27 protein-coding genes are annotated in these 24,389 nt (G+C 31.4%); 14 read left to right on the top strand and 13 right to left on the bottom strand.

Annotation, left to right across the window (positions count from 1 at the left end; all coding sequences use genetic code 11):
- Positions 1-146 precede the first annotated feature (146 nt).
- The 3 genes from QZZ53_RS10825 to QZZ53_RS10815 are packed head-to-tail and all read left to right on the top strand — an operon-like array spanning position 147 to position 779.
- Positions 147-371, top strand: coding sequence for a hypothetical protein (locus tag QZZ53_RS10825; RefSeq protein ID WP_296384484.1), 225 nt, complete (start codon positions 147-149; stop codon positions 369-371).
- Between the two features lie 17 nt (positions 372-388).
- Complete coding sequence (locus tag QZZ53_RS10820; protein ID WP_296384483.1) at positions 389-556, top strand: hypothetical protein; 168 nt, start codon at positions 389-391, stop codon at positions 554-556.
- A 25-nt stretch (positions 557-581) separates the two neighbouring features.
- Positions 582-779 carry a hypothetical protein gene (locus QZZ53_RS10815; protein WP_296384481.1) on the top strand — a complete coding sequence of 66 codons (198 nt, stop codon included), beginning with the start codon at positions 582-584 and terminating at the stop codon, positions 777-779.
- 55 nt (positions 780-834) lie between these two features.
- Here the strand turns inward: QZZ53_RS10815 and ettA are convergent, their stop codons facing one another.
- The 6 genes from ettA to QZZ53_RS10785 form a co-directional block, all read right to left on the bottom strand.
- On the bottom strand, positions 835-2,526 hold the full coding sequence (ettA, locus tag QZZ53_RS10810) for an energy-dependent translational throttle protein EttA (protein WP_296384479.1): 1,692 nt from the start codon (positions 2,524-2,526) through the stop codon (positions 835-837).
- Positions 2,526-2,708, bottom strand: coding sequence for a CAL67264 family membrane protein (locus tag QZZ53_RS10805; RefSeq protein WP_296384477.1), 183 nt, complete (start codon positions 2,706-2,708; stop codon positions 2,526-2,528). The genes ettA and QZZ53_RS10805 overlap by 1 nt, the downstream gene beginning before the upstream one ends.
- Before the next feature lie 108 nt (positions 2,709-2,816).
- On the bottom strand, positions 2,817-3,533 hold the full coding sequence (locus tag QZZ53_RS10800; RefSeq protein WP_296384475.1) for a pirin family protein: 717 nt from the start codon (positions 3,531-3,533) through the stop codon (positions 2,817-2,819).
- 67 nt (positions 3,534-3,600) lie between these two features.
- Positions 3,601-4,473 (bottom strand): pirin family protein, encoded by an 873-nt coding sequence (locus QZZ53_RS10795; RefSeq protein WP_296384474.1) that lies wholly within the window; start codon positions 4,471-4,473, stop codon positions 3,601-3,603.
- Between the two features lie 108 nt (positions 4,474-4,581).
- Positions 4,582-5,019 carry a MarR family transcriptional regulator gene (locus tag QZZ53_RS10790; protein ID WP_296384472.1) on the bottom strand — a complete coding sequence of 146 codons (438 nt, stop codon included), beginning with the start codon at positions 5,017-5,019 and terminating at the stop codon, positions 4,582-4,584.
- Between the two features lie 2 nt (positions 5,020-5,021).
- Positions 5,022-5,552, bottom strand: coding sequence for an NAD(P)H-dependent oxidoreductase (locus tag QZZ53_RS10785; protein WP_296384470.1), 531 nt, complete (start codon positions 5,550-5,552; stop codon positions 5,022-5,024).
- 190 nt (positions 5,553-5,742) lie between these two features.
- Here QZZ53_RS10785 and QZZ53_RS10780 point away from each other — a divergent pair, with 190 nt between their 5' ends.
- Genes QZZ53_RS10780 through QZZ53_RS10775 form a run of 3 tightly spaced genes read left to right on the top strand, consistent with a single transcriptional unit; the run spans position 5,743 to position 8,643 of the window.
- A complete protein-coding gene (locus QZZ53_RS10780; RefSeq protein WP_296384468.1) occupies positions 5,743-7,371 on the top strand; it encodes a carboxyl transferase domain-containing protein in 1,629 nt (542 codons plus the stop codon).
- 1 nt (position 7,372) lies between these two features.
- Positions 7,373-7,615, top strand: a complete 243-nt coding sequence (locus tag QZZ53_RS17145; RefSeq protein WP_365940565.1) for a hypothetical protein — start codon at positions 7,373-7,375, stop codon at positions 7,613-7,615.
- Positions 7,615-8,643, top strand: a complete 1,029-nt coding sequence (locus QZZ53_RS10775; protein WP_365940563.1) for an MFS transporter — start codon at positions 7,615-7,617, stop codon at positions 8,641-8,643. Before QZZ53_RS17145 ends, QZZ53_RS10775 begins: the two co-directional genes overlap by 1 nt.
- 54 nt (positions 8,644-8,697) lie before the next feature.
- Here the strand turns inward: QZZ53_RS10775 and QZZ53_RS10770 are convergent, their stop codons facing one another.
- From QZZ53_RS10770 to QZZ53_RS10750, 5 genes are all read right to left on the bottom strand, one after another.
- Entirely contained in the window at positions 8,698-8,880 is a 183-nt protein-coding gene (locus QZZ53_RS10770; RefSeq protein WP_296384465.1) for a hypothetical protein, read from the bottom strand.
- 108 nt (positions 8,881-8,988) lie between these two features.
- A complete protein-coding gene (locus QZZ53_RS10765; protein ID WP_296384463.1) occupies positions 8,989-9,864 on the bottom strand; it encodes an N-acetylglucosamine kinase in 876 nt (291 codons plus the stop codon).
- 75 nt (positions 9,865-9,939) lie between these two features.
- Complete coding sequence (gap, locus tag QZZ53_RS10760; protein WP_296384461.1) at positions 9,940-10,941, bottom strand: type I glyceraldehyde-3-phosphate dehydrogenase; 1,002 nt, start codon at positions 10,939-10,941, stop codon at positions 9,940-9,942.
- 29 nt (positions 10,942-10,970) lie between these two features.
- A complete protein-coding gene (gene pfkA, locus QZZ53_RS10755; protein ID WP_296384459.1) occupies positions 10,971-11,957 on the bottom strand; it encodes a 6-phosphofructokinase in 987 nt (328 codons plus the stop codon).
- 137 nt (positions 11,958-12,094) lie between these two features.
- Positions 12,095-16,174 carry a translocation/assembly module TamB domain-containing protein gene (locus QZZ53_RS10750; RefSeq protein WP_296384457.1) on the bottom strand — a complete coding sequence of 1,360 codons (4,080 nt, stop codon included), beginning with the start codon at positions 16,172-16,174 and terminating at the stop codon, positions 12,095-12,097.
- Positions 16,175-16,670: 496 nt separating this feature from the next.
- Between QZZ53_RS10750 and tsaD the strand changes: the two genes are divergently transcribed.
- From tsaD to QZZ53_RS10735, 3 genes are all read left to right on the top strand, one after another.
- The gene (gene tsaD, locus QZZ53_RS10745; RefSeq protein ID WP_296384456.1) at positions 16,671-17,693 is read left to right on the top strand and encodes a tRNA (adenosine(37)-N6)-threonylcarbamoyltransferase complex transferase subunit TsaD; all 1,023 of its coding nucleotides are present in this window, start codon (positions 16,671-16,673) and stop codon (positions 17,691-17,693) included.
- Positions 17,694-17,795: 102 nt separating this feature from the next.
- Complete coding sequence (locus QZZ53_RS10740) at positions 17,796-18,425, top strand: peptidylprolyl isomerase (protein ID WP_296384450.1); 630 nt, start codon at positions 17,796-17,798, stop codon at positions 18,423-18,425.
- On the top strand, positions 18,425-19,129 hold the full coding sequence (locus QZZ53_RS10735; protein WP_296384448.1) for a 16S rRNA (uracil(1498)-N(3))-methyltransferase: 705 nt from the start codon (positions 18,425-18,427) through the stop codon (positions 19,127-19,129). The genes QZZ53_RS10740 and QZZ53_RS10735 overlap by 1 nt, the downstream gene beginning before the upstream one ends.
- Here the strand turns inward: QZZ53_RS10735 and QZZ53_RS10730 are convergent, their stop codons facing one another.
- Entirely contained in the window at positions 19,130-19,852 is a 723-nt protein-coding gene (locus QZZ53_RS10730) for a DUF1223 domain-containing protein (protein ID WP_296384446.1), read from the bottom strand.
- 75 nt (positions 19,853-19,927) lie between these two features.
- Here QZZ53_RS10730 and QZZ53_RS10725 point away from each other — a divergent pair, with 75 nt between their 5' ends.
- From QZZ53_RS10725 to QZZ53_RS10705, 5 genes are all read left to right on the top strand, one after another.
- On the top strand, positions 19,928-20,548 hold the full coding sequence (locus QZZ53_RS10725; protein WP_296384444.1) for a DUF4159 domain-containing protein: 621 nt from the start codon (positions 19,928-19,930) through the stop codon (positions 20,546-20,548).
- Positions 20,549-20,557: 9 nt separating this feature from the next.
- Positions 20,558-20,890, top strand: coding sequence for a hypothetical protein (locus QZZ53_RS10720; protein ID WP_296384442.1), 333 nt, complete (start codon positions 20,558-20,560; stop codon positions 20,888-20,890).
- A 190-nt stretch (positions 20,891-21,080) separates the two neighbouring features.
- Positions 21,081-21,587: a TrmH family RNA methyltransferase gene (locus QZZ53_RS10715; protein ID WP_296384440.1), complete on the top strand. Its 507-nt coding sequence runs from the start codon at positions 21,081-21,083 to the stop codon at positions 21,585-21,587.
- Between the two features lie 47 nt (positions 21,588-21,634).
- Positions 21,635-22,723: an AI-2E family transporter gene (locus QZZ53_RS10710; protein ID WP_296384438.1), complete on the top strand. Its 1,089-nt coding sequence runs from the start codon at positions 21,635-21,637 to the stop codon at positions 22,721-22,723.
- A 7-nt stretch (positions 22,724-22,730) separates the two neighbouring features.
- The gene (locus QZZ53_RS10705; RefSeq protein ID WP_296384437.1) at positions 22,731-23,912 is read left to right on the top strand and encodes a class I SAM-dependent methyltransferase; all 1,182 of its coding nucleotides are present in this window, start codon (positions 22,731-22,733) and stop codon (positions 23,910-23,912) included.
- Here QZZ53_RS10705 and QZZ53_RS10700 read toward each other — a convergent pair.
- Positions 23,909-24,389, bottom strand: a 481-nt coding sequence (locus QZZ53_RS10700) for a hypothetical protein (RefSeq protein ID WP_296384434.1), incomplete at its 5' end; no start/stop codon positions are given. The genes QZZ53_RS10705 and QZZ53_RS10700 overlap by 4 nt on opposite strands.

The following is a 24,389-nucleotide window of genomic DNA, read 5'->3' as shown; positions in this document are numbered from 1 at the left end:
GACAAACAGTGTGTTTCATCGGATTATTAAGTCGTTTAATCGGTGAATTATTAAAAAACTTATCGTAAATAATTTAAAATTAAGCATTTATCTTTTAGTTTTTTTCTATATTAGCACCATAGAACCCAAATCTAAAATTATTAATCATGCTTAACAATCTGCTTTCTAAGCCTTTAGTCGTGACTACTACACAACTTACGATGATTCTAATAGCTGTGGCTTCCATATTCCTTGTTTTTATAATTATAGCTATCATTAAGATGTATAAATTAAAAGCTGAGAACAAGAAATTAATGGAAACAAACGCATTTAAAGATGTTGATGAATCTTATAAAGATTTCACGAGTGGTCATCTTTATGGTGACAACTAAACTAATCACAGATTTTTATGGAATTAATTTCACTACTCTTTAGTAATGCATTGCTTGACGATTCATCTGAAAGAATTATCGGCATTTTATCAATTGCACTAGCTACAATAATAAGCTTACTTATTTTATCACTTTTTAAGGCTCATAAGTTGAAAGCAAGAATAAAAGAATTAGAAGAAAAATAAAAACTAACTATTAAAAATATAAAGTTTGCAAATTCTAATCTTATTAATTCTTTTTAACGTTATTGTTCTTTTTATCGCTTTTAAAACGAAACGTTTTTTATATACTATTACTCCAGAAGAACAATGGAAAGATGAACTAGATAAATTTGATCGAAATTATAAAGAATTAGAAGAATTGAATGTTAAAAACGATTATAAATTAAGTACTAATCATATATACTAAAACAAAAAAAACCAGCGAACGCTGGCTTTTTTTTGTTTTAGTATAGTAGGTGATATTATCTCACTAACTTTCTATATTTTATACGTTTTGGCATTAAATCACCTCCTAAACGTTTCTTCTTATTCTCTTCATATTCACTAAATCCACCTTCAAAGAAATAGACTTGAGAATCTCCTTCAAAAGCTAAGATGTGTGTGCATATTCTATCTAAGAACCATCTATCGTGACTAATAACAACTGCACAACCAGCAAAGTTCTCTAAACCTTCTTCTAATGCTCTTAATGTATTTACATCTAAGTCATTAGTGGGCTCATCTAAAAGTAATACATTACCTTCTTCTTTTAGTGTCATCGCTAAATGCAAACGGTTACGCTCACCTCCGGAAAGTAATTTCACTTTCTTGTTTTGCTCACTTCCAGAAAAATTAAATCGACTTAAATAAGCTCTAGAATTAACTTGTTTTCCACCCATCATAACCAACTCTTGTTCGTCACTAAAGTTTTGCCAAATTGATTTTTCAGGGTCAATATTAGAATGCTTTTGATCTACATAAGCTATCTGTGCTGTTTCACCAACTTTGAATTCACCTTTGTCTGGTGTTTCCTCTCCCATTATCATTCTAAAAATAGTTGTTTTACCAGCTCCATTCGGTCCAATAACTCCTACAATACCAGCTTGAGGTAAGTTAAAGTTTAAATCATCATACAATAATTTATCCTCATAACCTTTAGCTACACCAATAGATTCAATCACATTTGTTCCTAAACGAGGTCCATTTGGTATATAGATTTCTAATTTCTCATCAAGTTGCTTCTGATCTTGACTCATTAATTTATCATAGTTCTTCAAACGTGCTTTTTGCTTCGTCTGACGACCTTTTGCTCCTTGCCTAACCCAATCAAGCTCGCGCTCTAAAGTTTTTTGACGCTTAGATGCTGTTTTACTTTCTTGAGCCATACGCTTAGATTTTTGGTCTAACCAAGACGAATAATTCCCTTTCCAAGGAATACCTTCACCTCTATCGAGCTCTAAAATCCAACCTGCAACATTATCCAAGAAATATCTATCGTGAGTTACGGCAATAACAGTTCCTTTATATTGTGCTAAATGATGCTCTAACCAATGTACAGATTCTGCATCCAAGTGGTTAGTAGGTTCATCCAATAATAAAACATCTGGTTCTTGTAAAAGAAGTCTACATAAAGCTACACGACGACGTTCTCCACCAGACAATACACCAATTTTCTTATCACCATCTGGAGTACGCAATGCATCCATTGCTATTTCTAACTTAGTATCTAATTCCCATGCATTTGCAGCATCAATCTGATCCTGAAGCTCAGCCTGACGATTCATAAGCTTTTCCATCTTATCAGGATTGCTATAAACTTCCTCTAAACCAAACTGATCGTTAATGCTATTATATTCGTCTAAGATAGCAACCGTTTCTGCTGCTCCTTCTCTAACAATTTCCATTACGGTTTTTTCATCATCTAACTGAGGCTCTTGTTCTAAATAGCCAACTGTGTAACCAGGTTGAAAAACAACATCTCCTTGATAATTCTTATCAACTCCTGCAATAATCTTTAATAAAGTCGATTTACCAGAGCCGTTAAGACCTAAGATTCCAATCTTAGCTCCGTAGAAAAAACTTAAATATATATTCTTTAATACTGGAGTATTAGCTCCAGAAAAGGTCTTTGTAAGACCAGACATTGCAAATATTACTTTTTTATCATCACTCATTATACTCTACCTTTTAATGCATTAAACACCCAAGCTATACAGAAAAAACCACCACCAACAGCAGCAAATCCCCAACCAGCAACTTCATCATATCTAAAGGCGCCAAGTGCAATTAGCCCTAGTCCTACAATAATCATTATTGTGGTAGCCCAAGCTAACACGGTATTTTTATTCATTGCCATAATCTTATTCTTAGTTTTTGTTAGTTAGTCTAAAGACAAATATCGTGAAATAAACCAAAAAAAGCATCCTAAACTAGGATGCTTTTTCGCTATCAATCAATGATCGTCTTAGTTCATAGGAACTTCAACAATAACTAATTCGGAATTCGCATTAGATTTTATTGACACTTTATTTGTATTAGAGATACCAATAGCATCTCTTTTATTCAAATAATTGCCTTCAACTTCAATATCACCTTCAACAATAAATATGTATAATCCATTGTTTTCAGATTTTACGCTTAAATCTATTGACTTATCAACATCTAAATTTGTTCTATAAATATATGCTTGTTGACTAATTGGCAAAGCATCTCCTTCTAACTTATCCATAGGTGCAACTACTGTTTGGAGTTGATTCTTTTTACCTTCACTAGGAAATTCGCGTTGCTCATAGTGAGGTTCTACACTCATTTCTTCAGGAATAATCCATATTTGAAGAAAGTTAACTTCATCAGTTTTGCTATTGTTAAATTCGGAATGTGTTAAACCTGTTCCTGCGCTCATCACTTGCACTTCACCTACTTCAATAGCACGTTTATTTCCCATATTATCCTTATGAGATAGAGCTCCTTTTAATGGAATAGATATAATTTCCATATTTTGATGTGGGTGTGTTCCAAATCCCATTTTTGGTTGCACAAGGTCGTCATTTAAGACTCTTAGCATTCCAAAATTATTACGTTCTGCATTTTGATAGCTTGCAAAACTGAACGTATGGTGTGATTTTAACCAACCATGATCTGCATAGCCTCTTGTATCTGATTTATGTATTATCGTTTTCATTATATTTTATTTTCGTTCTCGATACAAAATTCTCCAAAAAGAATTTCACTCGAACTGATGTTATTAATTAATTCGCAGGAAGGAATCCCATTTTACCATCTTGGTAATCACGCATAGCTTCCAAAATCTCTGTTTGTGTATTCATTACATAAGGACCATAAGTTGATACTGGCTCATTAAATGGTTCTCCTGATAAGAATAACAATAGACTATTGTCTTCAGCCTCAATAGAAAACCCTTCTCCGTCTTGATTGAATTGAATCATTTGGTTTTTATCCAATTCTAAGATCGTTGCTCCATTGACTTTCACCTTCCCCTTCATGAGATATAGCATGCCTTGATGCGAATTTGAAAACGAAATAGATTCACTTCCATTAGCTTTTGCCTCAATCATAAAAGCATTGATTTGGGTTTGTGTTGCAATTCTTCCATAAGTTTCATTGAGTTCTCCAGCAATGATTCTGGTTTCTACTTTGCCATCCTCAGATGTTACAACTCTAAAATCTTCATATTTTTCGTGCTGATAATTGGCTTGCATCATTTTTTTCTCAGCAGGAAGATTTAACCACAATTGAATCCCTTCAATCGTTCCTCCTTTTTTAACAAATTCTTTCGATGGACCTTCTGCATGAATAATACCTCGTCCAGCGGTTGTCCATTGCACATCACCTGCCTTTACAACACTTTTATTACCTAAAGAATCACGATGTAATTGTTCTCCTTGCACTAAAAATGTAACAGGTTCGAAACCTCTGTGTGGATGTGGTCCTAAATCAAATGGGTTACTCTTTTCATTGATTTCATAAGGTCCGTAATGATGTAATAATATAAATGGATCAACCATTTCTATTTGCTGTGTTGGTAATGGCTGACGTAATCTTATTGGTCCCATATTAACGAAATCACTTCGTCCTACTCTATTTATTGTATTTAGTTTCATTTTATATCTTTCATTATAATATTTTCCATGGAAAATATTTGATTAAAAAATTTTACTCTGAATTGATGAAATACTGAAACAAGTTCAGCATAACAAACTTTCTGTCTATCAGCGCATTTTGTCAAGTAAATTACTCAACCGTTCAGCTTCTTCTTCATTTAAATTTTTAAGCAAATCATTATTTAAATTAATCGGTATAGATTTTAATAATTGTTTTCCTTCTTCAGTGATAGCAATTTTCACAACGCGTCTATCGTGTTCTGATGATAAACGCTCTATATAGTTTTTAGCACAAAGTTTATCCATTAATCGAGTTGCATTTGGAGATCGTTCTAACATTCTATCTTTAATAGTTTGAACCTTTAACGGTTCTCCTGCTCCATTTAATATTCTCAAAATATTATACTGCTGTGGCGAAATACCGAAGCCTTTAAAAAATTCGTTCTGACAACTTGTTATCCAATTTGCAGTATAAATAATATTAAGTAATGCCTTAACACGATTGTTTTTAAATTTTGAATTAATATCTTTTGCTAAATCCCCCATTCTTAAAGACTTTCAGAAAATTGTTCTACTTCTTCTAACAATTGGTTATTTAATTCTTCATTTGTAATCTTTCCATTTGAAAAATTATCACCAAATGATGGTAAACTAAAACTACCAACTATATTTCCACCCATATATCCAAATCTTCCTTGAGCAATTTCTAAAGCAGTTGCTCCTCCTCTACCACCTGGAGATGTTGCCATTAACAACATTGGCTTATCACTCCATAATTTCCCGTCAATTCTAGACATCCAATCAAATAAATTTTTAAATACTGTTGCGTAAGCTCCATTGTGTTCAGCTAATGAAAGCACAATACCATCAGTCGATTTTATAAAGTCTAAAAACTTGTGTGCATTATCTGGAATACCATGGGTTAATTCATCATCCATACCATATAAAGGCAATTCAAAATCATTTAAATCTAGAACCTTTACTTCTGCTCCTTCTACTAAAGATGCTGCGTAAGTTGCTAATTGCTTATTTATAGATGTACTACTATTGCTTCCTGCAAATGCTATTATATGTTTCATATTATTCTGTTTTTGTTATTTGAATGGCACAAATATAAGTTAAAAATATTTAGTTTCCAAGGAAACTATTTCCGTGTAATATTATTTAACAAAACATTCACTTTCTATACATAAATTGGTTTTGTAAATTCGTGCAAAGGAAAATTAAGGATTAACCACAAACAGATACCCACTTTCGTGGGCAATGCATATGGATATTAAATTCAACAAAAACGAAGATCATAATAAACTTCTACTCTCTGATTTAAAAAAACGCTTTGCTAAAGTAAAATTAGGTGGTGGACAAAAAAGTATTGACAAACATCACAGTAAAGGTAAAATGACAGCTCGTGAGCGTATTGATTATTTGCTTGACACTAAAGCTAAGTCTATTGAAATAGGTGCTTTTGCTGGTGATGGTATGTATGAAGACTATGGAGGATGTCCTTCTGGAGGTGTTGTTATTAAAATGGGATGCGTTAAAGGAAAACAATGTATTGTTGTTGCCAATGATGCTACTGTAAAGGCTGGAGCTTGGTTTCCTATAACTGGAAAAAAGAATCTTAGAGCTCAAGAAATAGCTATTGAAAATAGATTGCCTATTATATATCTTGTAGATAGTGCAGGTGTGTTTTTGCCAATGCAAGATGAAATCTTTCCAGACAAGGAACACTTCGGTCGTATTTTTAGAAACAATGCTGTAATGAGCAGTATGGGAATTACACAAATTGCTGCAGTAATGGGAAGTTGTGTAGCAGGTGGTGCTTACCTACCAATTATGAGTGATGAAGCTTTAATCGTTGACAAAACCGGAAGTATTTTCTTAGCTGGAAGTTATTTAGTTAAAGCCGCTATTGGTGAATCTATAGATAATGAAACGCTTGGTGGAGCAACAACACACTGCGAAATTTCTGGCGTTACAGATTATAAGGCAAAAGATGATAAGGATGCTTTAGACAGAATAAAAAACATCGTTGACAAAATCGGTGATTTTGATAAAGCAGGTTATAACAGAGTTAAAGCAGCGAAACCTAAAGAAAACCCTGAAGATATTTATGGGATTCTTCCAAAAAGTAGAGCCGACCAATATGATATGAAAGAAATCATTAAACGAATCGCAGATGGTTCTGAATTTGATGAATATAAAGAAGGCTACGGAAAAACCATTATTACAGCTTATGCTCGTATTGATGGTTGGGCTGTTGGTATAGTTGCTAATCAACGTCAATTAGTAAAAACTAAAAAAGGAGAAATGCAGTTTGGTGGTGTTATTTATAATGACTCAGCAGATAAGGCAACACGTTTTATAGCAAATTGTAACCAGAAAAAGATTCCTTTAGTCTTCTTACAAGATGTTACTGGTTTTATGGTTGGTAGTAAATCTGAACACTCAGGAATTATAAAAGATGGTGCTAAAATGGTAAATGCTGTTAGTAATTCTGTAGTACCAAAATTTACTATTATTATAGGTAACAGTTATGGAGCAGGAAATTATGCAATGTGTGGAAAAGCCTATGACCCAAGATTAATTGTAGCTTGGCCAAGTGCAGAATTAGCAGTAATGAGTGGAAATTCTGCTGCTAAGGTTTTATTACAAATTGAAAAGGCCTCACTAAAAAAGAAAGGTGAAACCATAACCAAAGAAAAAGAAGAAGAATTATTTAATAAAATTAAATCGCGTTACGATAACCAAGTATCCCCTTATTATGCGGCTTCTCGTATTTGGACAGATAGTGTTATTGATCCATTAGATACCAGAACTTGGATTAGTATGGGAATAGAAGCCGCAAACCACGCTCCTATTACAAAACCTTTTAATTTAGGCGTGTTGCAAGTGTGATATGCAACAAGAAAAAACTAAAAAACAGCCTCTATACGTAATACTATTATTGATATTAGCAGCAGAGGCTGTTTTTATTTTGCCTTTTGTTCTTCAACGCATTTTTAGAACTACATTTCTAGAATCCTTTTCTATTAGTCAAACTGAATTAGGGAGTTGCTTTTCAATTTATGGGATTGTAGCCTTATTTTCCTATTTATTTGGTGGACCATTAGCTGATAAGTTTAAACCCCTAATGTCTTAATGTCTATTGCATTAATTCTAACAGGTTTGGGTGGCTTATATTTAGCTACTTATCCCAATTTATATAACCTACATATACTCTATGGATTTTGGGGTTTCACCACTATTTTTCTGTTTTGGGCAGCGATGATAAAGGCAACTCGAATTTGGGGCGGAACAAATAAACAAGGAATCGCCTTTGGTTTTTTAGATGGTGGTCGCGGATTAGTAGCTGCTCTTTTTGGCTCTGTTGGTGTCATTATTTTTTCGCTGTTTATTACAAAAGACATCGAATTCACTTCTGTTGAAGAACGACGTATTGCCTTTAAAGAAGTGATTACTTATACATCTTATGCTGTAATTACCGTTGGAATTATTGTGTTTTTCTTTTTGAATTTAAATTTTGAAAAGTCTATATCGTCAGAAAAGACCTCAAAACTCATTACGATTGAAAATTTTAAACTGGTTATGAAGTTTAAAGCCGTTTGGTTGCTAATGATGATTATTCTCTGTGCTTACTATGGTTATAAAATGACCAACCTTTTTAGTCAATATGCAGAGCAAGTGATGCATTATGACAAAATAGAAGCTGCTAAAGTTGGTACTTACTTATTATATATGAGACCAGTTATTGGAGTAGTCATTGGTCTATTAGCTGACCGAACAAAAGCTAGTCTTTGGATTATTGTAGGATTCTTTTTAATGGCAATAACAAGTTTAGTTTTTGCACTTGGCATTATAAATGATTCAACTCCTCTATTATTTATTTTATCTATAGGTACAATGGCTATTGGAGTTTATTCAGCACGAGTTTTATATTTTGCCACTTTAGAAGAAGCAAAAATACCTTTAGCAGTTACTGGTACAGCTGTTGGCTTTATATCTGTTGTAGGATATACACCAGATATTTTCACAGGTTTAATTAATGGTTGTTTTTTGGATAAATACAATGAAGTCATTGGACATCAAATTGTTTTTGGAATTATGTTTGGCTTTGCTTTGATTGGATGTATTGCTTCCTTTCTATTATATAAACTATCAAAAAAGTAAATCACAAAAAAAAGAGCGCAAATTGCGCTCTCAATATCTTATTAAAATTAAGTTTTAGCTTGCTGCACCAACTCTCTTAGCTTTTCTTTCTTCTCTAATTTCTTTGAAACGCTCAATTGAAGATCCAAAAATCCAGTAAGGGATTACAAAAGTTAAAAGGAAAATCATTAACCAAAAGCCAATAGTTAATATCGTTAAAAATGCTAAAAATCCTAAATATTGATCAAATTCGAACATAATTCTTGTGTCGTTTACGTTTGTTAGTACAAAGATATAACCAAAATATAAGTTTTACAATACCTTAACCCAGTTTTATTAACAGGAAATGAACAAAACTTAATTTATCTAATTTTGTTGTTTTAAATTCTTAACATGGTAATCTACTAAACCTTCAATTGGTCGTCTTACAAAGTTACCAACTTTGAATCCATATTCTTCAGCAACTTGCTTAATTTCTTGTTGACCAAAAAATGCAATTGAGCCAGCAAAATGGACAGGAATACCTGCCTCTAATTCTTCTTTGTATTGAAGAATCATATTTTCAGCAAACAGACGAATTCCATTAGTAATTACGTTTTTTATATAATCTGAATCTTTATTGATAAACATAAATTCTGCATGATCTGCCAAATATGCACTTGGATTGGTTTGTTTGTATAAGTTATACTTAATAAAATCCGCTTCTAAATTATGCTTATGAGCAAACGCAACACTAATAGTATCTGGCATCTTATCAAAGTAGTAATCTCTAATTAATTGCTTACCAAAATAATTTCCGCTAGCATCGTCCATTAATATAAATCCAAGACTAGCTACACGTTGATGTAATGAATTTCCATCAAAATAGCTACAATTAGAACCTGTACCTAATATGCAAACCACAGCTGCTTCATCGTTAGAATTAATACAAGCTCTAACTGCTGCATATGTATCTTCTCTTACTTCTACTTTAGCATTTTCAAAATAAGACTCTAATATTGATTTTAACAACAATGTTGGTTTATCAGTACCACATCCTGCTCCGTAAAAATACACATGTGTAACCTTATTGGCTATTGCCATTAACTCTTCGCTTTTACGAATAATTTTTTTGAGTTTTTTCTCTGCAACAATCGCAGGGTTTAATCCTTTGGTTCTTATTTTATCAACGACTTGATTTCCATCTTTTCCAATTGCAATCCAGTCGCATTTTGTTGAACCTCCATCTGTTATTAAAATCATAATGTCTAAAAATTAAAAATTCCGTAGGTATGACTAATTCATCAACCCACGGAATTTTAGAATTAATACTAAATATTATAGACTATTAACCTTTTGAGCTAAATCAATCATTTTATTTGAATAACCAAATTCGTTATCGTACCAAGATATTAATTTGAAAAAATTTGAATTCAATTCAATAGACGCATCTGCATCAAAAACACTTGTTCTTTCTTCGCTAACAAAATCTTGAGATACAACAGCATCTTCAGTATAGCCTAAAACACCTTTCATTGATCCACCAGCTGCTTTTTTCATTGCTGCTTTGATATCTGCTAAAGAAGTATCTTTTGTTGTTTTAACAGTTAAATCTACAACAGAAACATCTACTGTTGGCACTCTAAATGCCATACCTGTTAATTTTCCATCTAACTCAGGAATTACTTTTCCTACTGCTTTTGCAGCACCTGTTGATGATGGTATAATATTATTGATTGCTGAACGACCTAAACGGTAATTTTTACGTGAAGGTGCATCTACTGTATATTGTGTAGAAGTTGCAGCATGAATAGTTGTCATTAAAGCTTCTTCAATTCCAAAATTATCTTCAATAACTTTAGCTATTGGCGCTAAACAGTTCGTTGTACAAGATGCATTTGATACAATAGTATTATTAGCTGTTAACGAATCGTCATTAACTCCCATTACAAACATTGGTGCATCTTTACTTGGTGCAGAAATTACTACCTTTTTAGCACCTCCATCAATATGGTATTGAGCTGTTTCTAAAGTTGTAAAAATCCCTGTACATTCTGCAACAACATCTGCTCCTACTTCATCCCATTTTAAGTTCTTTGGATCTCTTTCTGCAGTAATCCTAATTGTTTTACCGTCAACTACTAAGTTTCCGTCTTTAACTTCTACTGTACCATCGAATCTTCCATGAACAGAATCATACTTTAAAAGGTATGCTAAGTGTTCTACATCTAATAAATCGTTAATCGCAACAACATCAACGTCGTTACGTTTTACTGTTGCTCTAAAAACAATTCTACCTATTCTACCGAATCCGTTGATTCCTAATTTTAAATCTGACATATCTACTATTAATTAATTTGCGTTTATTATTAAATTGACATTATTTCTGAAACTCTTAAAAGTTCCATATTAATTTTTGACTTTCCTTTTACTGCCTGATCAAATGGTGTTAAATCTATTATATCATTTTTAAGACCAACCATGTAATTACTTTTACCAGTGATTAAACTCTCAACAGCTTTTACTCCCATTCTACTTGCTAAAACTCTATCAAAACAAGAAGGTGAACCACCTCTTTGCATATGTCCTAGAACAGATACACGAACTTCATACTCTGACATATTCACATCAACATAATCCTTAAGTTCAAAAACATTTTTACCAATCTTATCACCTTCGGCAACAATTACAATGCTTGAAGATTTCCCTGTTTGTTTACTTCGTCTTAACGAATCTAATAATCTGTCTAATCCTAAATCTTCTTCAGGTATTAGAATCTCTTCAGCACCAGCACCAATACCAACATTTAATGCAATATGACCAACATCACGTCCCATTACTTCAATAAAAAACAAACGATTATGTGAACTTGCTGTATCTCTAATTTTATCGATAACTTCTACAACAGTATTTAAAGCAGTATCATACCCTAAAGTATGTGTTGTTCCGTAAATATCATTATCTATGGTACCAGGAATTCCCATAACAGGAAAATCGTATTCTTGATTGAAAATCATAGCTCCTGTAAAACTACCATCTCCACCAATAACAACAAAAGCATCAATACCAGCTTTTACTAATTGTTTATGAGCTTTAGCTCTTCCTTCTTTTGTTCTGAATTCTTTTGAACGTGCAGATTTTAATATCGTACCACCTTTATTGATAATACCTTTAACACTTCGTGCATCCATTTTCACAAAATCACCATCAATCATCCCTTCATAACCTCTATTAATACCGTAGCATTCTATACCATGAAAAGCACATGATCTAACTACTGATCTTATGGCTGCATTCATTCCTGGAGAATCTCCTCCGGAAGTCATAACACCTATCTTTTTTATTATGTGTAGCATTATTTAAAAACTATTTTCAGTAAAATTACTAAACAATACAAACAAAAAAGTGACTATTATCATAAAATGATGAGCGAAAAATTAATTCAAACGTTTTCGTTAATAAGTATTTTAATAAAATGTAAAAAACTGAAGTTCTAAGACTTAGATTTTGTCTTTTTTTTCTTCATTGTCATGTAGTCTGGCATCATTTCATCATCACCTTTTTCTTTCTTTTCCTCTTCCTTTTTTGCCTTTTTATCTTTTCTGTTTTTACCAGAGAAAATAATTTGAATTAATTCTTTGAAGTTATCAAACTCTACATTATAAGATAAACCAATACCTTGAGTGTAACCGATTTCTTCACCGAAGTTTCTAATCGTATTTTCTCTATTGAATACTTTAGCACGCAAAGTTCCATCTTCATTAAGCAACCAATCGATTTGCACATCTCCTGATATTGTGGTCTGCTGAGTACTTCCAAATGGTACTCCGAACTTCCCATTTACCAAGATTTTTTCGTTAATTTTTGTTTGAAGTGTTAAACCAACTCTATTATCTGTTTGAAGATCTGGAGTATCTTGACCAAGCTCTAAGTCTAAACCTACTTTTAAATCTCCATTTTGATCACCTAATAAATTATTTACAATACCGCTTAATCGTTCAGAAATTGTTCCTGTAAAATTAACACCTCTAACTCCATTAGAAAAGCCGCCTGTACCTAACAAAGTTAACGCTTGGTTGTTACGCTCATCCTTTGATGATAGTCTATAATCTAACTCAGATTTTAAAGTAGTTGTAACATTTGGAAATCTTAAATTAAAATCTGGTTCTGGCTGTTCTAATTGCCCTGTTAATAAAATATCTACTTCTACTGGTATTCTTTGACTAATAGGATTATCTAATAAAACTGATGGATTCGCAGTAGTCTTATAAACTGCTTTTAAGTTAATTTGCGCAGTTAGAGGGTCACCTTCCCATTCAATACTACCACCTTTTTCAACTTCAAATTTCTTTTCAACAAAGCCTCCATATTTAAAGTTATATTCTCCTTCAAAAACAGAAAAATCTCCCCACATATTAAAAGTTCCGTTGGTATTAATTAAGAAATTTAAATTTCCCTCACCTCTACCTTTTATAGTGCTTCCTGCTTCTTTGTCAATAACAATCTCTATGGTTGCATTCTGATTAACATTTAAATCGAAATCGAGAACCAAACCTTTGATTTCAATTTGCTCAGTTATTTCTCCATTAATCCGAGCTGCTTTTTCTTCTGGACTTAAGAAATGAATAAACGAGTTATCTCCAAAACTTTCAGAATCATTAAGTGGAATAAAAAATTCTGTGCCAGATTCTGTTCGTCCATTTTTTACTTCAATGATTAACTGATCTGTAGGTCCTCTAATTCCTGCTGTACCAGAAATAAATCCTGTCCCATAATACAATTCGTCCTCAGACTCTTCAGTATTTAGAACTAACAATCTGTCTGTACTAAGTCTTAACCCTAATTTCCAATCCGAAAAATTATTATGCTCAATATATCCATTCAGATTCCCTTTAGAAAAGTATTTAGAATCCGTCATTGCTACATTATTAAAAATAAACTGCTGACCTCTAAGTGAAACTTTAGAGTCGAAATCAAATCCATAGTCTACATTCAAATATGGTATTGAGAGTCCTGCTCTATCTAACAGCAACTCACCATCTATACTTGGCTTCTTCAAACTTCCGGTAACATTTGCACTACCAGAAACTAAACCTCTAATATTATTAATAACTCCTTCTCCTAATGGGTTTAATGGGTCTAGTAAAAATTCTTCGAAATCCACATCTAGATTAATTGTAGGGTTTCGTTTGGCAATATCAATAGTTCCTATCGCAGCTAATGATTTTAAATTGTCATTAATAAGAGCAACATCAACTTTATAATTAGTTATAGAATTATTCCCTTCAATTTTAGCAGTTAGATCACCTAAGTCGTAATCATTGACAAAAAGGTTACTAACTTCTACATCAGATTTTGGTAAATACACTCCGTTGGCTTGCGCTATATTAACCCTACCATTCACAATCCCTTTTAGAGCTAAACTATCTATGCGAGGTGTAATTTTAACTAATTGTACATCCTTAAAATCGAGTTTTAAATTTTTGTTTTCTTGGTCTTTAATTATTCCTGAAAGCAAAATTTCTTCATTACCTTGATTTATCTTAATCGGAAAAATATCGAAAGCTTTAAATTTTCTATCAAAACGTACTTTGTTGAGCGTATCTTTTTCAGAATTAACTAACCACTCATAACCCTTAAATTGAATATCAGATTTTCTAAAGCCAACAACAGATTTATTCATCTTATCTATAGTATAGAATAGATTTAAGTTAAAATTATCTTTATTGTTTTTCCCTCCTTTAAATTCAGATTTAATTAATAAGGTATCACGTTTTGTTACATTTATTAAACTAAACTGAGACGCATTATAAACTCCAGTATTTAAACTATCTATTTCAATAAATGTGTTAAATAATGGGTTACTATTATCTACACTAACATTAATATTGTTAGCAAAATACTCTTGAAACTTAATTTCTGGAGAATTAAACGTGAGCTCAAACCCTTGTTCGTCTGTTTCCATTCGACCCTCTATAAAGGTGTTTCTTCCTAAAGTTAAATCCTTAAAGAAAACAGCTGCAATCTTAGAATAAATATTGAATTTAAAATCTATGTATTGACCTTCATCAACTTCATTAGGTATATAATTAGTATAGATACTACCAACAGAATTTTCTACCAATTTTAATAGATCCTTAGTTTTAAACTCTCCTGCTATCTTACCATTTATAATATCTGGTGAGTTAATAGCAATGGTACGTTCAGTTCCTTTAAATGAAGATACAATATCAAAATCTTGAAACTTATAACGACTATCCTGATTTTTATAGGTTGTATTTTTAATATTTACAGCTCCTCTAGCATTGTCATAAGTAGATCCTGTGGCTGTCATACTTACTAACCCTCTAAATTCTGAGATACTATCTCTTGTAACAAAGTTTAAAACCATAAGATTAGCATAACCAACCTTAGCTTTAAAATCGAACTTTTTAAGCTCTTGTGAAAAATCAACCAAGCCATTAAAGTCGAGTTGTAAATTAGGGTCTTCTGCTTTTAATATTCCGTTAAATATTTTATTTCCTAAATCACCTGAGACCTTGATATCCTCATAGACATAACCGTTATAATCTAAAGAATAAACATCACCTTTTACATCAGTTCTTAAGTTATCAATAGTAAAGCCTTTGCCATCAACATCGAGGTTTAGAGATGTACTTTTAACTAAAGGGTCATTAATCAATTCACCAATATTAAACTCATCTAAAACAATATTTCCAATATAATTAGCATTATCAATATCATCGATATTAGTAAGTTCTAAGTCAGACTTTATAAACCCTAACTCAGTATTGATTTCAATATTAGCATCTACACGTTTCGCAGTAATGTGAGAGGTTCCATTGATTCTAAAATTACCCACTTTAGACAATACTGTTGGTATAGATTTTCCAAGTATTTTAGGAAGTAAAGCTGTTAAATCATTATAATTCGATGCTAAATTTTTAAATTTTCCATCTAAGGCAAAACTATCTTCTTCTCTGCTAAATAAGTTTTTAAAAGTAATATCACCAATAATTCTAGTATTTCTAGCTGTGCTTACATTAAGGTTTTTTGCTACTAAATCATTAAGAGTACCAGATAAATCAGCATTAAGCGTAGCACGTTGATTAACACCAAATTCATCAAAAAACACATTAAGTTCAGTCAGTGAAATATCAGAATTCCTAAAGCTTGCAACAACATTTACTTTATCTGTGAAATCTTTTAAATCTTCTCTCTTATAATTAAACCTTAAATCTCCTTTTAACTCTGATTGTTCTGTTTTAATATTAAGATCACCAAAGGTCATATGATCTAGAGCATATTCGAAATTTGCCATTAAATTCTTAACAGCTATACCTCTACTATCTATAAAACTGAAGGTATTTATTCGCGAACTAACATTAGGTCCATTAATTAAAAAGTTAGTAGTGTTGGCATTTAATTCGCTAAACTCAAAAATCTTTGGTGTTTCTAGATTCTCATCAACTAATTTGAAGATGCCATTCTCAATAGATACATCACTCGAAGAAAACAGAAAATCACTTGGTCCAACTCTTGGATTATCATCATCGAACTTTGCAACAAACACATCTAAGTTGGTGTCTGTTTCTCCTTTATATGTTTTGAGATTGAATACTAAGTTTTGAATATCTATATCTCCAAAATTCAGTTTGTTATTATAAAGATTGTTAAAGCTAATTACCGAGCTATTAAGCTCGCCAATACTAATTAATGTATCCTTTTTATAATCTCTAATTAAAATATCTTTTAATTCTATATCACCATTGAGTTGAAGACCAACCTTACCAATATTAATATCAGTTTTAAAATCTTTGTTTAATCTTTCGGTAGCATATTTACCGAGTTTAGTTTGTACTGCAGGAATTCCAAGAATTAAAAAAACAATAAGAAATAGCAGTAGAATGATGCCAACTATTTTTCCTATTATTTTGAGTATCCTTTTGATAAAAATTATGAGTTTAAAAACATGAAATCTTCACTACCTTTGCATATACAATACGTTGTTAGGTATGGTCTTAGACTTTACTTGGTAAAATTAACAATTATTGTGCCTAATATCGACTATGGAAAAAGAAAATATTTATATCCTTGGTATTGAATCTTCTTGCGATGATACTTCGGCTGCTGTACTCTGTAACGACCGCATTTTGAGTAATGTTGTTGCCAATCAAAAAATACACGCAGAATATGGTGGTGTTGTGCCAGAATTAGCTTCTCGTGCGCATCAGCAAAACATCGTTCCTGTAGTACATCAAGCCATTGAAAAAGCCGGAATCAAAAAAGAACAATTGCATGCTGTATCATTTACTAGAGGTCCAGGTTTAATGGGTTCTTTATTAGTTGGTACTTCGTTTGCAAAATCTTTAGCTTACGGTTTAGATATTCCATTGATTGATGTTAATCACATGCAAGCGCATATTTTAGCACATTTTATTACAGAAGATGGTCATAAAAAGCCAGCTTTTCCATTTTTAGCAATGACTATTTCTGGTGGACATACACAGATTGTAAAAGTGACCAACCATTTTGAAATGGAAGTTTTAGGCGAAACTATTGATGATGCTGTTGGTGAAGCTTATGACAAAAGCGGAAAAGTATTAGGTCTTGGTTATCCTGCAGGACCAGAAATAGATAGACGTGCTCAACTTGGTAACCCAAAAGCATATCAATTTACAAAACCAAGAGTTGGAGGTCTTAATTTTAGTTTCTCTGGTTTAAAGACTAATATTCTCTATTTTGTTCAGCGTGAAGTAAAAGCGAACCCAAACTTTATTGAAGAAAATCTTAATGATATTTGTGCTTCAATTCAATATACTATTATTGGTATTTTAATGGATAAGCTAAAACTTGCTGTAAAACAAACTGGAATTAATCATATTGCAATTGGTGGAGGTGTTTCGGCAAATTCTGGTATTAGGAAAGCACTCAAAGATGCTGAACAAAAATTTGGGTGGACGTCTTACATTCCAAAATTTGAATATACCACAGATAATGCTGCAATGATTGCTATTGTTGGGTATTTAAAGTATTTAGAAAAGGATTTTGCTGATTTTGATGTGATGGCAACAGCGAGGTTGAAGATATAAATTGTTAAAACATCTGTTAATAAGCTTAACTACTTTGCTTCTATTGCATTTTAAAATTTAGTTGTTTTGTACTACACCCAAATCAAACTAAATTAAATTATCATGAAAAAACTATTAACACTTTTACTACTTGTTCCATTTCTATGTTTTTCTCAGGACTCTTTAGAACAAGAATTAGACTCTATTTCTACATCAGAAGATGCGAAATCGTTTGCCAAAATTCACAAAAAGGCTAATAAAAGTAAACTCTTTACCTTCAATAAAGAAAAGCACAAAACAAGACTAGCAGATGATCTGTTTAAACTTTCTAAAGGCGGAAAAAAAGTAATTAAAACAGACTTTAAAAAAACCTATTATAAAATTATTGATAAAGCAGAAGTTATGCATTATCGAGTTAGCTACATCTATTTTGATGGTAGTAAAATGACACTAGAAGAAATTAACACTAAAAGAGACAAATTACTATCTCAATATAAAGACGGTTATAAATTTGAAGCTTTAGCAAAAATGCATTCTATGGATCCTGGTGCTAAAAAAGGTGGTGATCTTGGTTGGTTTGCTGAAGGTGATATGTATATAGAATTTGAAAATGCAGTAAAAGCACACAACATTGGAGATGTTTACACCTTAGACATGGATAAAAAACAATGGTATTATATTATTTTAAATACATATGATCCAAAATCTATAGAAGAAATTACGATTTTAAAATTTACAGAAGCCATAGATTAATGCAGTTATTTTACAACCCAAACATTTCTGAAAACGATACAAGCTTTAATTTCGATAAAGAAGAAAGCAGACATATTGTAAAAGTACTTCGTAAAAAAAGTGGTAATCAACTATATATTACCAATGGAAATGGCTGGCTGTTTGAAGCAGAATTAACCTTAGCTAGTATGAAGCATTGCTTAGTAAATATTACTTCAAAATCTTTACAACCAAAACGCTCTTTCAATTTACACTTAGCTGTTGCGCCAACAAAAATGAATGATCGCTACGAATGGTTTTTAGAAAAAGCCACAGAAATAGGTATTGAAACCATTACACCAATTATCTGCGATCATAGTGAGCGTAAAGTTGTAAAAACCGAACGATTTGAAAAAATTATTCAGTCTGCTATGAAACAATCATTACAATGTTATTTACCAAAACTAAATGCTCCAATAACCTTTAAGGATTTTGTAAAACAAGATTTTTCTGGACAACTGTTTGTTGCCCACTGTGAAGACACAGAGAGAAAGTCATTGAAATCTCAAGTTAAACCTAATGAAGATTATACCATTTTAATTGGTCCTGAAGGCGATTTTAGCGTTAAAGAAATTGAACAAGCAATAAAAAGTAATTTTATTCCTGTGACTCTAGGTGAAACAAGACTGAGAACCGAAACTGCAGCTATTGTAGCTTGTCATTCAGTTACCTTTATAAATGAATAACTACAATGCTGTATAGCTTGCAGTTGCAATATCTAAATCATCATTTTCAATAATCAAGATTAATGATAAATCATCAGTTGGTGTTACTATTTCTGGTATTAAAATGGAACCGATACCTGAATTATTTTCAAGTTTAAACTGCTGTTCATTTACAACTATGTTTCCATTTACGATTTCTCTATTTCTATTTTCACCTCGTTTTACAGACGTTTTACGCTCATTTACAACTAATATAATTCTAAAATTTTTATTAGATATATCTCCTTCAAAATTATAGCTAAATCTGACTTGATCTTCAGATTTAGAAACCTTTGAGACAAAAATATGTGATTTAGACTTAATCATTTTGTATTGCTCAATTTTCTGGTTTAAAAGTTTCTTATTTGAGCCAACGATATGCTCCTTTCCATTAATTACTAATTGTGGTGTATAAATAGAACTACTATTAAACTTTACTGCATACTTACGTTGTTTATCACTGTATTTAGATTTACTAAAAGGATCCTTCCAACCTATATAATTCCAATAATCGACATGATACGACAAAGCAATAATATTCTCACTTTTAACTTCATTCAAAATCGCATCAGCAGCTGGACAGCTAGAACAACCTTGAGAAGTAAATAACTCTAATACAACTATATTACTATTATAAGGCTCTTTATTTGGACTAAGAATTAGTAAAAACGGAATTATAAATAATGTTAAGACAATAGGTTTCATAACAATTCTTTTTAAATTTGGAATATGGGAATTAGTTCGTCAAATAAAATATTGTTTACAGTCATTTTAACTATTATGACAAGTTTAACAAGCAATTCAATACTAGCGCAAGATGTCGCTATACTAAAATATAAAGGTGGTGGAGATTGGTACAGTAACCCAACAGCTTTACCAAACTTAGTAAAATATTGCAACGATAATATAGATACTAATATCAATGAGAATATTCAAACTGTAGAGGTTGGTAGCACAGATATTTTTCAGTTTCCTTTATTACATATGACAGGTCATGGGAATGTATTCTTTAGCGATGATGATGCAGAGAATCTTAGAAATTATCTAATCTCTGGTGGGTTTTTACATATCGATGATAATTATGGAATGGAACCATATGTCACAAAAGAATTAAAGAAAGTGTTTCCGAATAATGAGTTGATTGAAATCCCTAAAGATCATAAAATTTTTAGTTCAGCTTATAATTTTCCTAATGGTTTACCAAAAATCCATGAACACGATGGTAAAGCACCACAAGCCTTTGGTATATTCCACGAAAGCAGATTAGTCTTACTCTTCACTTTTGAAAGTGATTTAGGTGATGGTTGGGAAGACCAAGAAGTACACAACGACCCAGAAGACGCGAGAGAAAAAGCACTAAAAATGGGAGCAAATATTGTAAAGTATGCTTTTGAGAATTAGTTAAAGAACATGAGACTAAGCTACCGTTGCAGTTCTTGCAAAAAAGACAATACGATTAAGACCAAAGCTTTTGATAGACATAGTTTATTAATGGAACGTGGAAGTAACGAATTTAATGAGCGTTGTAAACATTGTGGTCACTTTACTAAAAAACACATCAATAGATTGTATGCAGATGATGATTACACATTTGTTTTAATTGGATTAGTTATTGCAGCTATTGCAACTTATTTCTTGTGGGATTTTGGTTATGTTTCTACATTAACAGGAACAATTCCTATTTGGTTTTACACAAAAATGAAAAAGAAATCTAGTATCTTTAATGGTTCAATGGTAAAATAAAAATGAAAAAGTTTTCAATTAGATATAAATTCCTAGCTATATTATTAGCTATTGCTTTTATATTTCAATCATTAGAATCTATAAACAGTCACACCTATTCAGTAAAAGGTATAAGTGTAGATCTTGGGCGTACTTGTAATAATCCTATTCTACCACATCTAACTTATTATTGTAACGATTTTCATAACTATTGAAACAGTTAACCCACTACACTTCCAACTTCAAAAAACAAAAGCATCCAATAGTATTGGTATGCGATAACATTACTAATGCTCCAAATATTGGAAGTTTATTCCGTATTGCTGATGCTTTTGGTTTAGAGAAAATAATATTCTGTGGCGAGAACGTGTCTTTAGGAAAACGAATAAAAAAAACATCGCGTTCTACCGAGAACTATGTAAACCATCAAATTGAAACAAATATTGATGATGTTATTATGCGTTTAAAAAAAGACAATTATTATTTAATAGCATTAGAAATTACAGAAACTAGCACAGAATTAGGTAAATTTCAGCTAGATACTAATTTACCAGTAGCTTTAATACTTGGTCATGAAAGTTTTGGAGTTGCAGAATCTGTATTAGAGCAAATGGATGCTATTGTTCATATTAATATGTTTGGTAATAATAGTAGTATGAATGTGGTACAAGCTACAAGCATTACACTTTACGAGCTTACAAAACAACTTAATTCTTAAATTTGTCTTGCTGAATTTATTTCAGCATCTTTGAATAAATCCAATCAATGAATTCAAAAACTATAGCTACTGGTATTTTAAGAGCACTTGGTATTCTACTAGCTGTGGCTATAGTATTGTTTTTTTTATATAAGATTCAATCGGTAATTGTATATATCGCAGTTGCAGCAGTGATTTCATTAATTGGTAGACCTATCGTTTTATTTTTAAGACGAAAACTTAAGTTTAGTAATACAATTGCCGTTGTTACTACGATGGTTTTATTAATAGGTTTATTGGTTGGTTTAGTAGGTATGTTTATTCCTTTGGTCGCAGAACAAGGTCATAATTTAGCATTACTTAATATAGACGAACTACAGACTAATGTTGAAGATTTATACAATCAGATTATCACTTATTTCGAGTTTCAGAATATCGATGTTGAGAAATCTATTAAAGAATCTAACTTACTTTCAAAATTAGACTTCGCTGTCATTCCTGATTTCTTAAATAGCTTTATTAGTGGGTTAGGAAGTTTTAGCATTGGTTTATTTTCAGTTTTATTTATTTCATTCTTCTTTTTAAAAGACAGCAAATTGTTTGAGGATGGTATTATGACATTTATTCCTAAAGGAAACGAAATGCGTTCTAAACGCTCTTTTACTAAGATAAAAGACTTACTATCTCGTTACTTTGTTGGTCTTATTTTTCAGATATTAATACTATTTGTTATTTACACCATAGTCTTACTAATATTTGGTATCGACAACGCTGTAGTCATTGCTTTTTTATGTGCATTATTAAATTTAGTACCTTATGTTGGTCCTATGGTAAGTGGCTTTTTAATGCTTCTATTAAGCATGTCTAGTAATTTAGGTGAAAGTTTTAGTGAGGTTATTTTACCTAAAACAACATATGTGATGATTGGTTTTGTAATTGCACAATTAGTAGATAATTTCTTTAGTCAACCATTCATATTTTCAAAAAGTGTAAAATCCCATCCTTTGGAGATTTTCTTAATTATCATCATTGCAGGTATTCTATTTGGTATCGTAGGCATGATAGTCGCTGTACCAGCATATACGGCCATAAAAGTAATTCTTAAAGAGTTTTTATCAGAATATAAAGTGGTAAACAAACTCACAAAAGGTTTATAGGTTTAATTTGAATACTGATATCCTCAATATTGAAATTCAAGAATTTATAAATTCTAACCTAGACTCAGACATCACTAATTTATTACTTAAAGGTATACATTTTGAAGGTGTTGATTCAAAAGCAATCATTGAACAAATTGAATCAAAAAAACGTTCTAGAAAAAAATTACCGACCTGGTTTAATTCTGAAAACATTTACTATCCCAACAAACTTAATATAGAACAGACGTCTTCTGAAGTTACAGCAAAATACAAAGCTAATTTGGTTAATGGTAAATCATTAATTGACTTAACAGGTGGTTTTGGTATTGATGGGTATTACTTTTCTAAACAAGTTGAAGGAGTAACTCATTGCGAAATCAATACTGAACTTTCTGAGATTGTAAAGCATAACCACAAATCTCTTGGTATTTCAAATATTGAATGTGTTTCTGAAAATGGTATAGAAGTTCTTAAGAATCTTGATAAACCATTTGATTGGATATATATTGATCCTTCTAGAAGAGATGATACTAAACAAAAAGTATTTTTATTATCCGACTGCACACCGAATATAAAAACGTATCAAGATTTATTCTTTAAATATGCTAAAAATGTGATGATAAAAACATCACCGCTATTAGATTTATCTGCTACGCTTGCTGATATAAAACATGTAAAAGAAGTCCATATTGTGGCCGTTAATAATGAGGTAAAAGAATTGCTTTGGATTTTAGAACGTAATTATGAAGATAATGTAGTAGTAAAAACTGTAAACCTTCAAAAGAATACAATTCAGAATTTTAAATTCATATTTAAAGAAGAGTTAATTGCTAAAGTTGAATATAGTGAACCACTCATCTACTTATACGAACCAAATTCAGCAATACTAAAAGCTGGTGCATTTAACTCAATTAGTGCAATTCTCAGCATTCAAAAACTTCACAAGCATTCACACCTCTATACATCTAAAGAATTAATAGACTTTCCTGGTAGGCACTTTAAAATTGATAAACTAATACCATTCAATAAAAAAATATTTACCAAAGAGGAAATTTCTAAGGCAAATATCACAACTCGAAATTTCCCGCTTTCAGTTTTTGATATTCGTAAAAAACTAAAAATAAAAGATGGTGGAGATATCTATCTATTTTTTACTACAGAATTGAATAATGAAAAAGTAATATTAATTTGCTCTAAGCTTAATTAAAGAAACCCTTTTTGAGTTATAATCATATCATTTCCCCATAATTGAACGAGGTAAGATATATCAATAGGAAAAAATGATGAAGATCCATCACTATTATATTTGACTGGGCATTCCATGCGATTACCTTCAACTATTTTACATTTATTTTTCCGGTTATCAGAAATAAAAATAGATCCAGAGTCTAATTTTTCATAGACTTTTTTTAAATCTATTATTGCAAACTTTATAAATTCGTTAGCGTGCTTCTTATAGTCTAATTTAGAACTATCAATTATACCATAAGTAAAATAGTGAGCTTTCATTTTGTAATATTCAGACTCATGACGCTCCTTAACTTTATTATCATCACGTCTATAACGAATCGTAAAATCCGAGAAATCTTTATATTGAGATTCTCTAAAGCGCTCTTGTACACTCATAATATTATTACCATTTCTAAAGACATAATCTATTCCATCCATCATATCAATATACTCC

Origin of the sequence: Winogradskyella sp., from assembly GCF_016744625.1 — a bacterium.
Taxonomy (GTDB): Bacteria; Bacteroidota; Bacteroidia; order Flavobacteriales; family Flavobacteriaceae; genus Winogradskyella.
The sequence above is the reverse complement of the archived record's forward strand: the minus strand, read 5'-3'. Positions and strand labels throughout refer to the sequence as shown.

Excerpts from the sequence above, each read along its gene's own strand:
- QZZ53_RS10825 (WP_296384484.1), top strand. The coding sequence starts at position 147 with ATGCTTAACAATCTGCTTTCTAAGCCTTTAGTCGTGACTACTACACAA.
- QZZ53_RS10820 (WP_296384483.1), top strand. The coding sequence starts at position 389 with ATGGAATTAATTTCACTACTCTTTAGTAATGCATTGCTTGACGATTCA.
- ettA (WP_296384479.1), bottom strand. The coding sequence starts at position 2,526 with ATGAGTGATGATAAAAAAGTAATATTTGCAATGTCTGGTCTTACAAAG.
- QZZ53_RS10805 (WP_296384477.1), bottom strand. The coding sequence starts at position 2,708 with ATGGCAATGAATAAAAATACCGTGTTAGCTTGGGCTACCACAATAATG.
- QZZ53_RS10800 (WP_296384475.1), bottom strand. The coding sequence starts at position 3,533 with ATGAAAACGATAATACATAAATCAGATACAAGAGGCTATGCAGATCAT.
- QZZ53_RS10795 (WP_296384474.1), bottom strand. The coding sequence starts at position 4,473 with ATGAAACTAAATACAATAAATAGAGTAGGACGAAGTGATTTCGTTAAT.
- QZZ53_RS10790 (WP_296384472.1), bottom strand. The coding sequence starts at position 5,019 with ATGGGGGATTTAGCAAAAGATATTAATTCAAAATTTAAAAACAATCGT.
- QZZ53_RS10785 (WP_296384470.1), bottom strand. The coding sequence starts at position 5,552 with ATGAAACATATAATAGCATTTGCAGGAAGCAATAGTAGTACATCTATA.
- QZZ53_RS10780 (WP_296384468.1), top strand. The coding sequence starts at position 5,743 with ATGGATATTAAATTCAACAAAAACGAAGATCATAATAAACTTCTACTC.
- QZZ53_RS17145 (WP_365940565.1), top strand. The coding sequence starts at position 7,373 with ATGCAACAAGAAAAAACTAAAAAACAGCCTCTATACGTAATACTATTA.
- QZZ53_RS10775 (WP_365940563.1), top strand. The coding sequence starts at position 7,615 with ATGTCTATTGCATTAATTCTAACAGGTTTGGGTGGCTTATATTTAGCT.
- QZZ53_RS10770 (WP_296384465.1), bottom strand. The coding sequence starts at position 8,880 with ATGTTCGAATTTGATCAATATTTAGGATTTTTAGCATTTTTAACGATA.
- QZZ53_RS10765 (WP_296384463.1), bottom strand. The coding sequence starts at position 9,864 with ATGATTTTAATAACAGATGGAGGTTCAACAAAATGCGACTGGATTGCA.
- gap (WP_296384461.1), bottom strand. The coding sequence starts at position 10,941 with ATGTCAGATTTAAAATTAGGAATCAACGGATTCGGTAGAATAGGTAGA.
- pfkA (WP_296384459.1), bottom strand. The coding sequence starts at position 11,957 with ATGCTACACATAATAAAAAAGATAGGTGTTATGACTTCCGGAGGAGAT.
- tsaD (WP_296384456.1), top strand. The coding sequence starts at position 16,671 with ATGGAAAAAGAAAATATTTATATCCTTGGTATTGAATCTTCTTGCGAT.
- QZZ53_RS10740 (WP_296384450.1), top strand. The coding sequence starts at position 17,796 with ATGAAAAAACTATTAACACTTTTACTACTTGTTCCATTTCTATGTTTT.
- QZZ53_RS10735 (WP_296384448.1), top strand. The coding sequence starts at position 18,425 with ATGCAGTTATTTTACAACCCAAACATTTCTGAAAACGATACAAGCTTT.
- QZZ53_RS10730 (WP_296384446.1), bottom strand. The coding sequence starts at position 19,852 with ATGAAACCTATTGTCTTAACATTATTTATAATTCCGTTTTTACTAATT.
- QZZ53_RS10725 (WP_296384444.1), top strand. The coding sequence starts at position 19,928 with ATGACAAGTTTAACAAGCAATTCAATACTAGCGCAAGATGTCGCTATA.
- QZZ53_RS10720 (WP_296384442.1), top strand. The coding sequence starts at position 20,558 with ATGAGACTAAGCTACCGTTGCAGTTCTTGCAAAAAAGACAATACGATT.
- QZZ53_RS10710 (WP_296384438.1), top strand. The coding sequence starts at position 21,635 with ATGAATTCAAAAACTATAGCTACTGGTATTTTAAGAGCACTTGGTATT.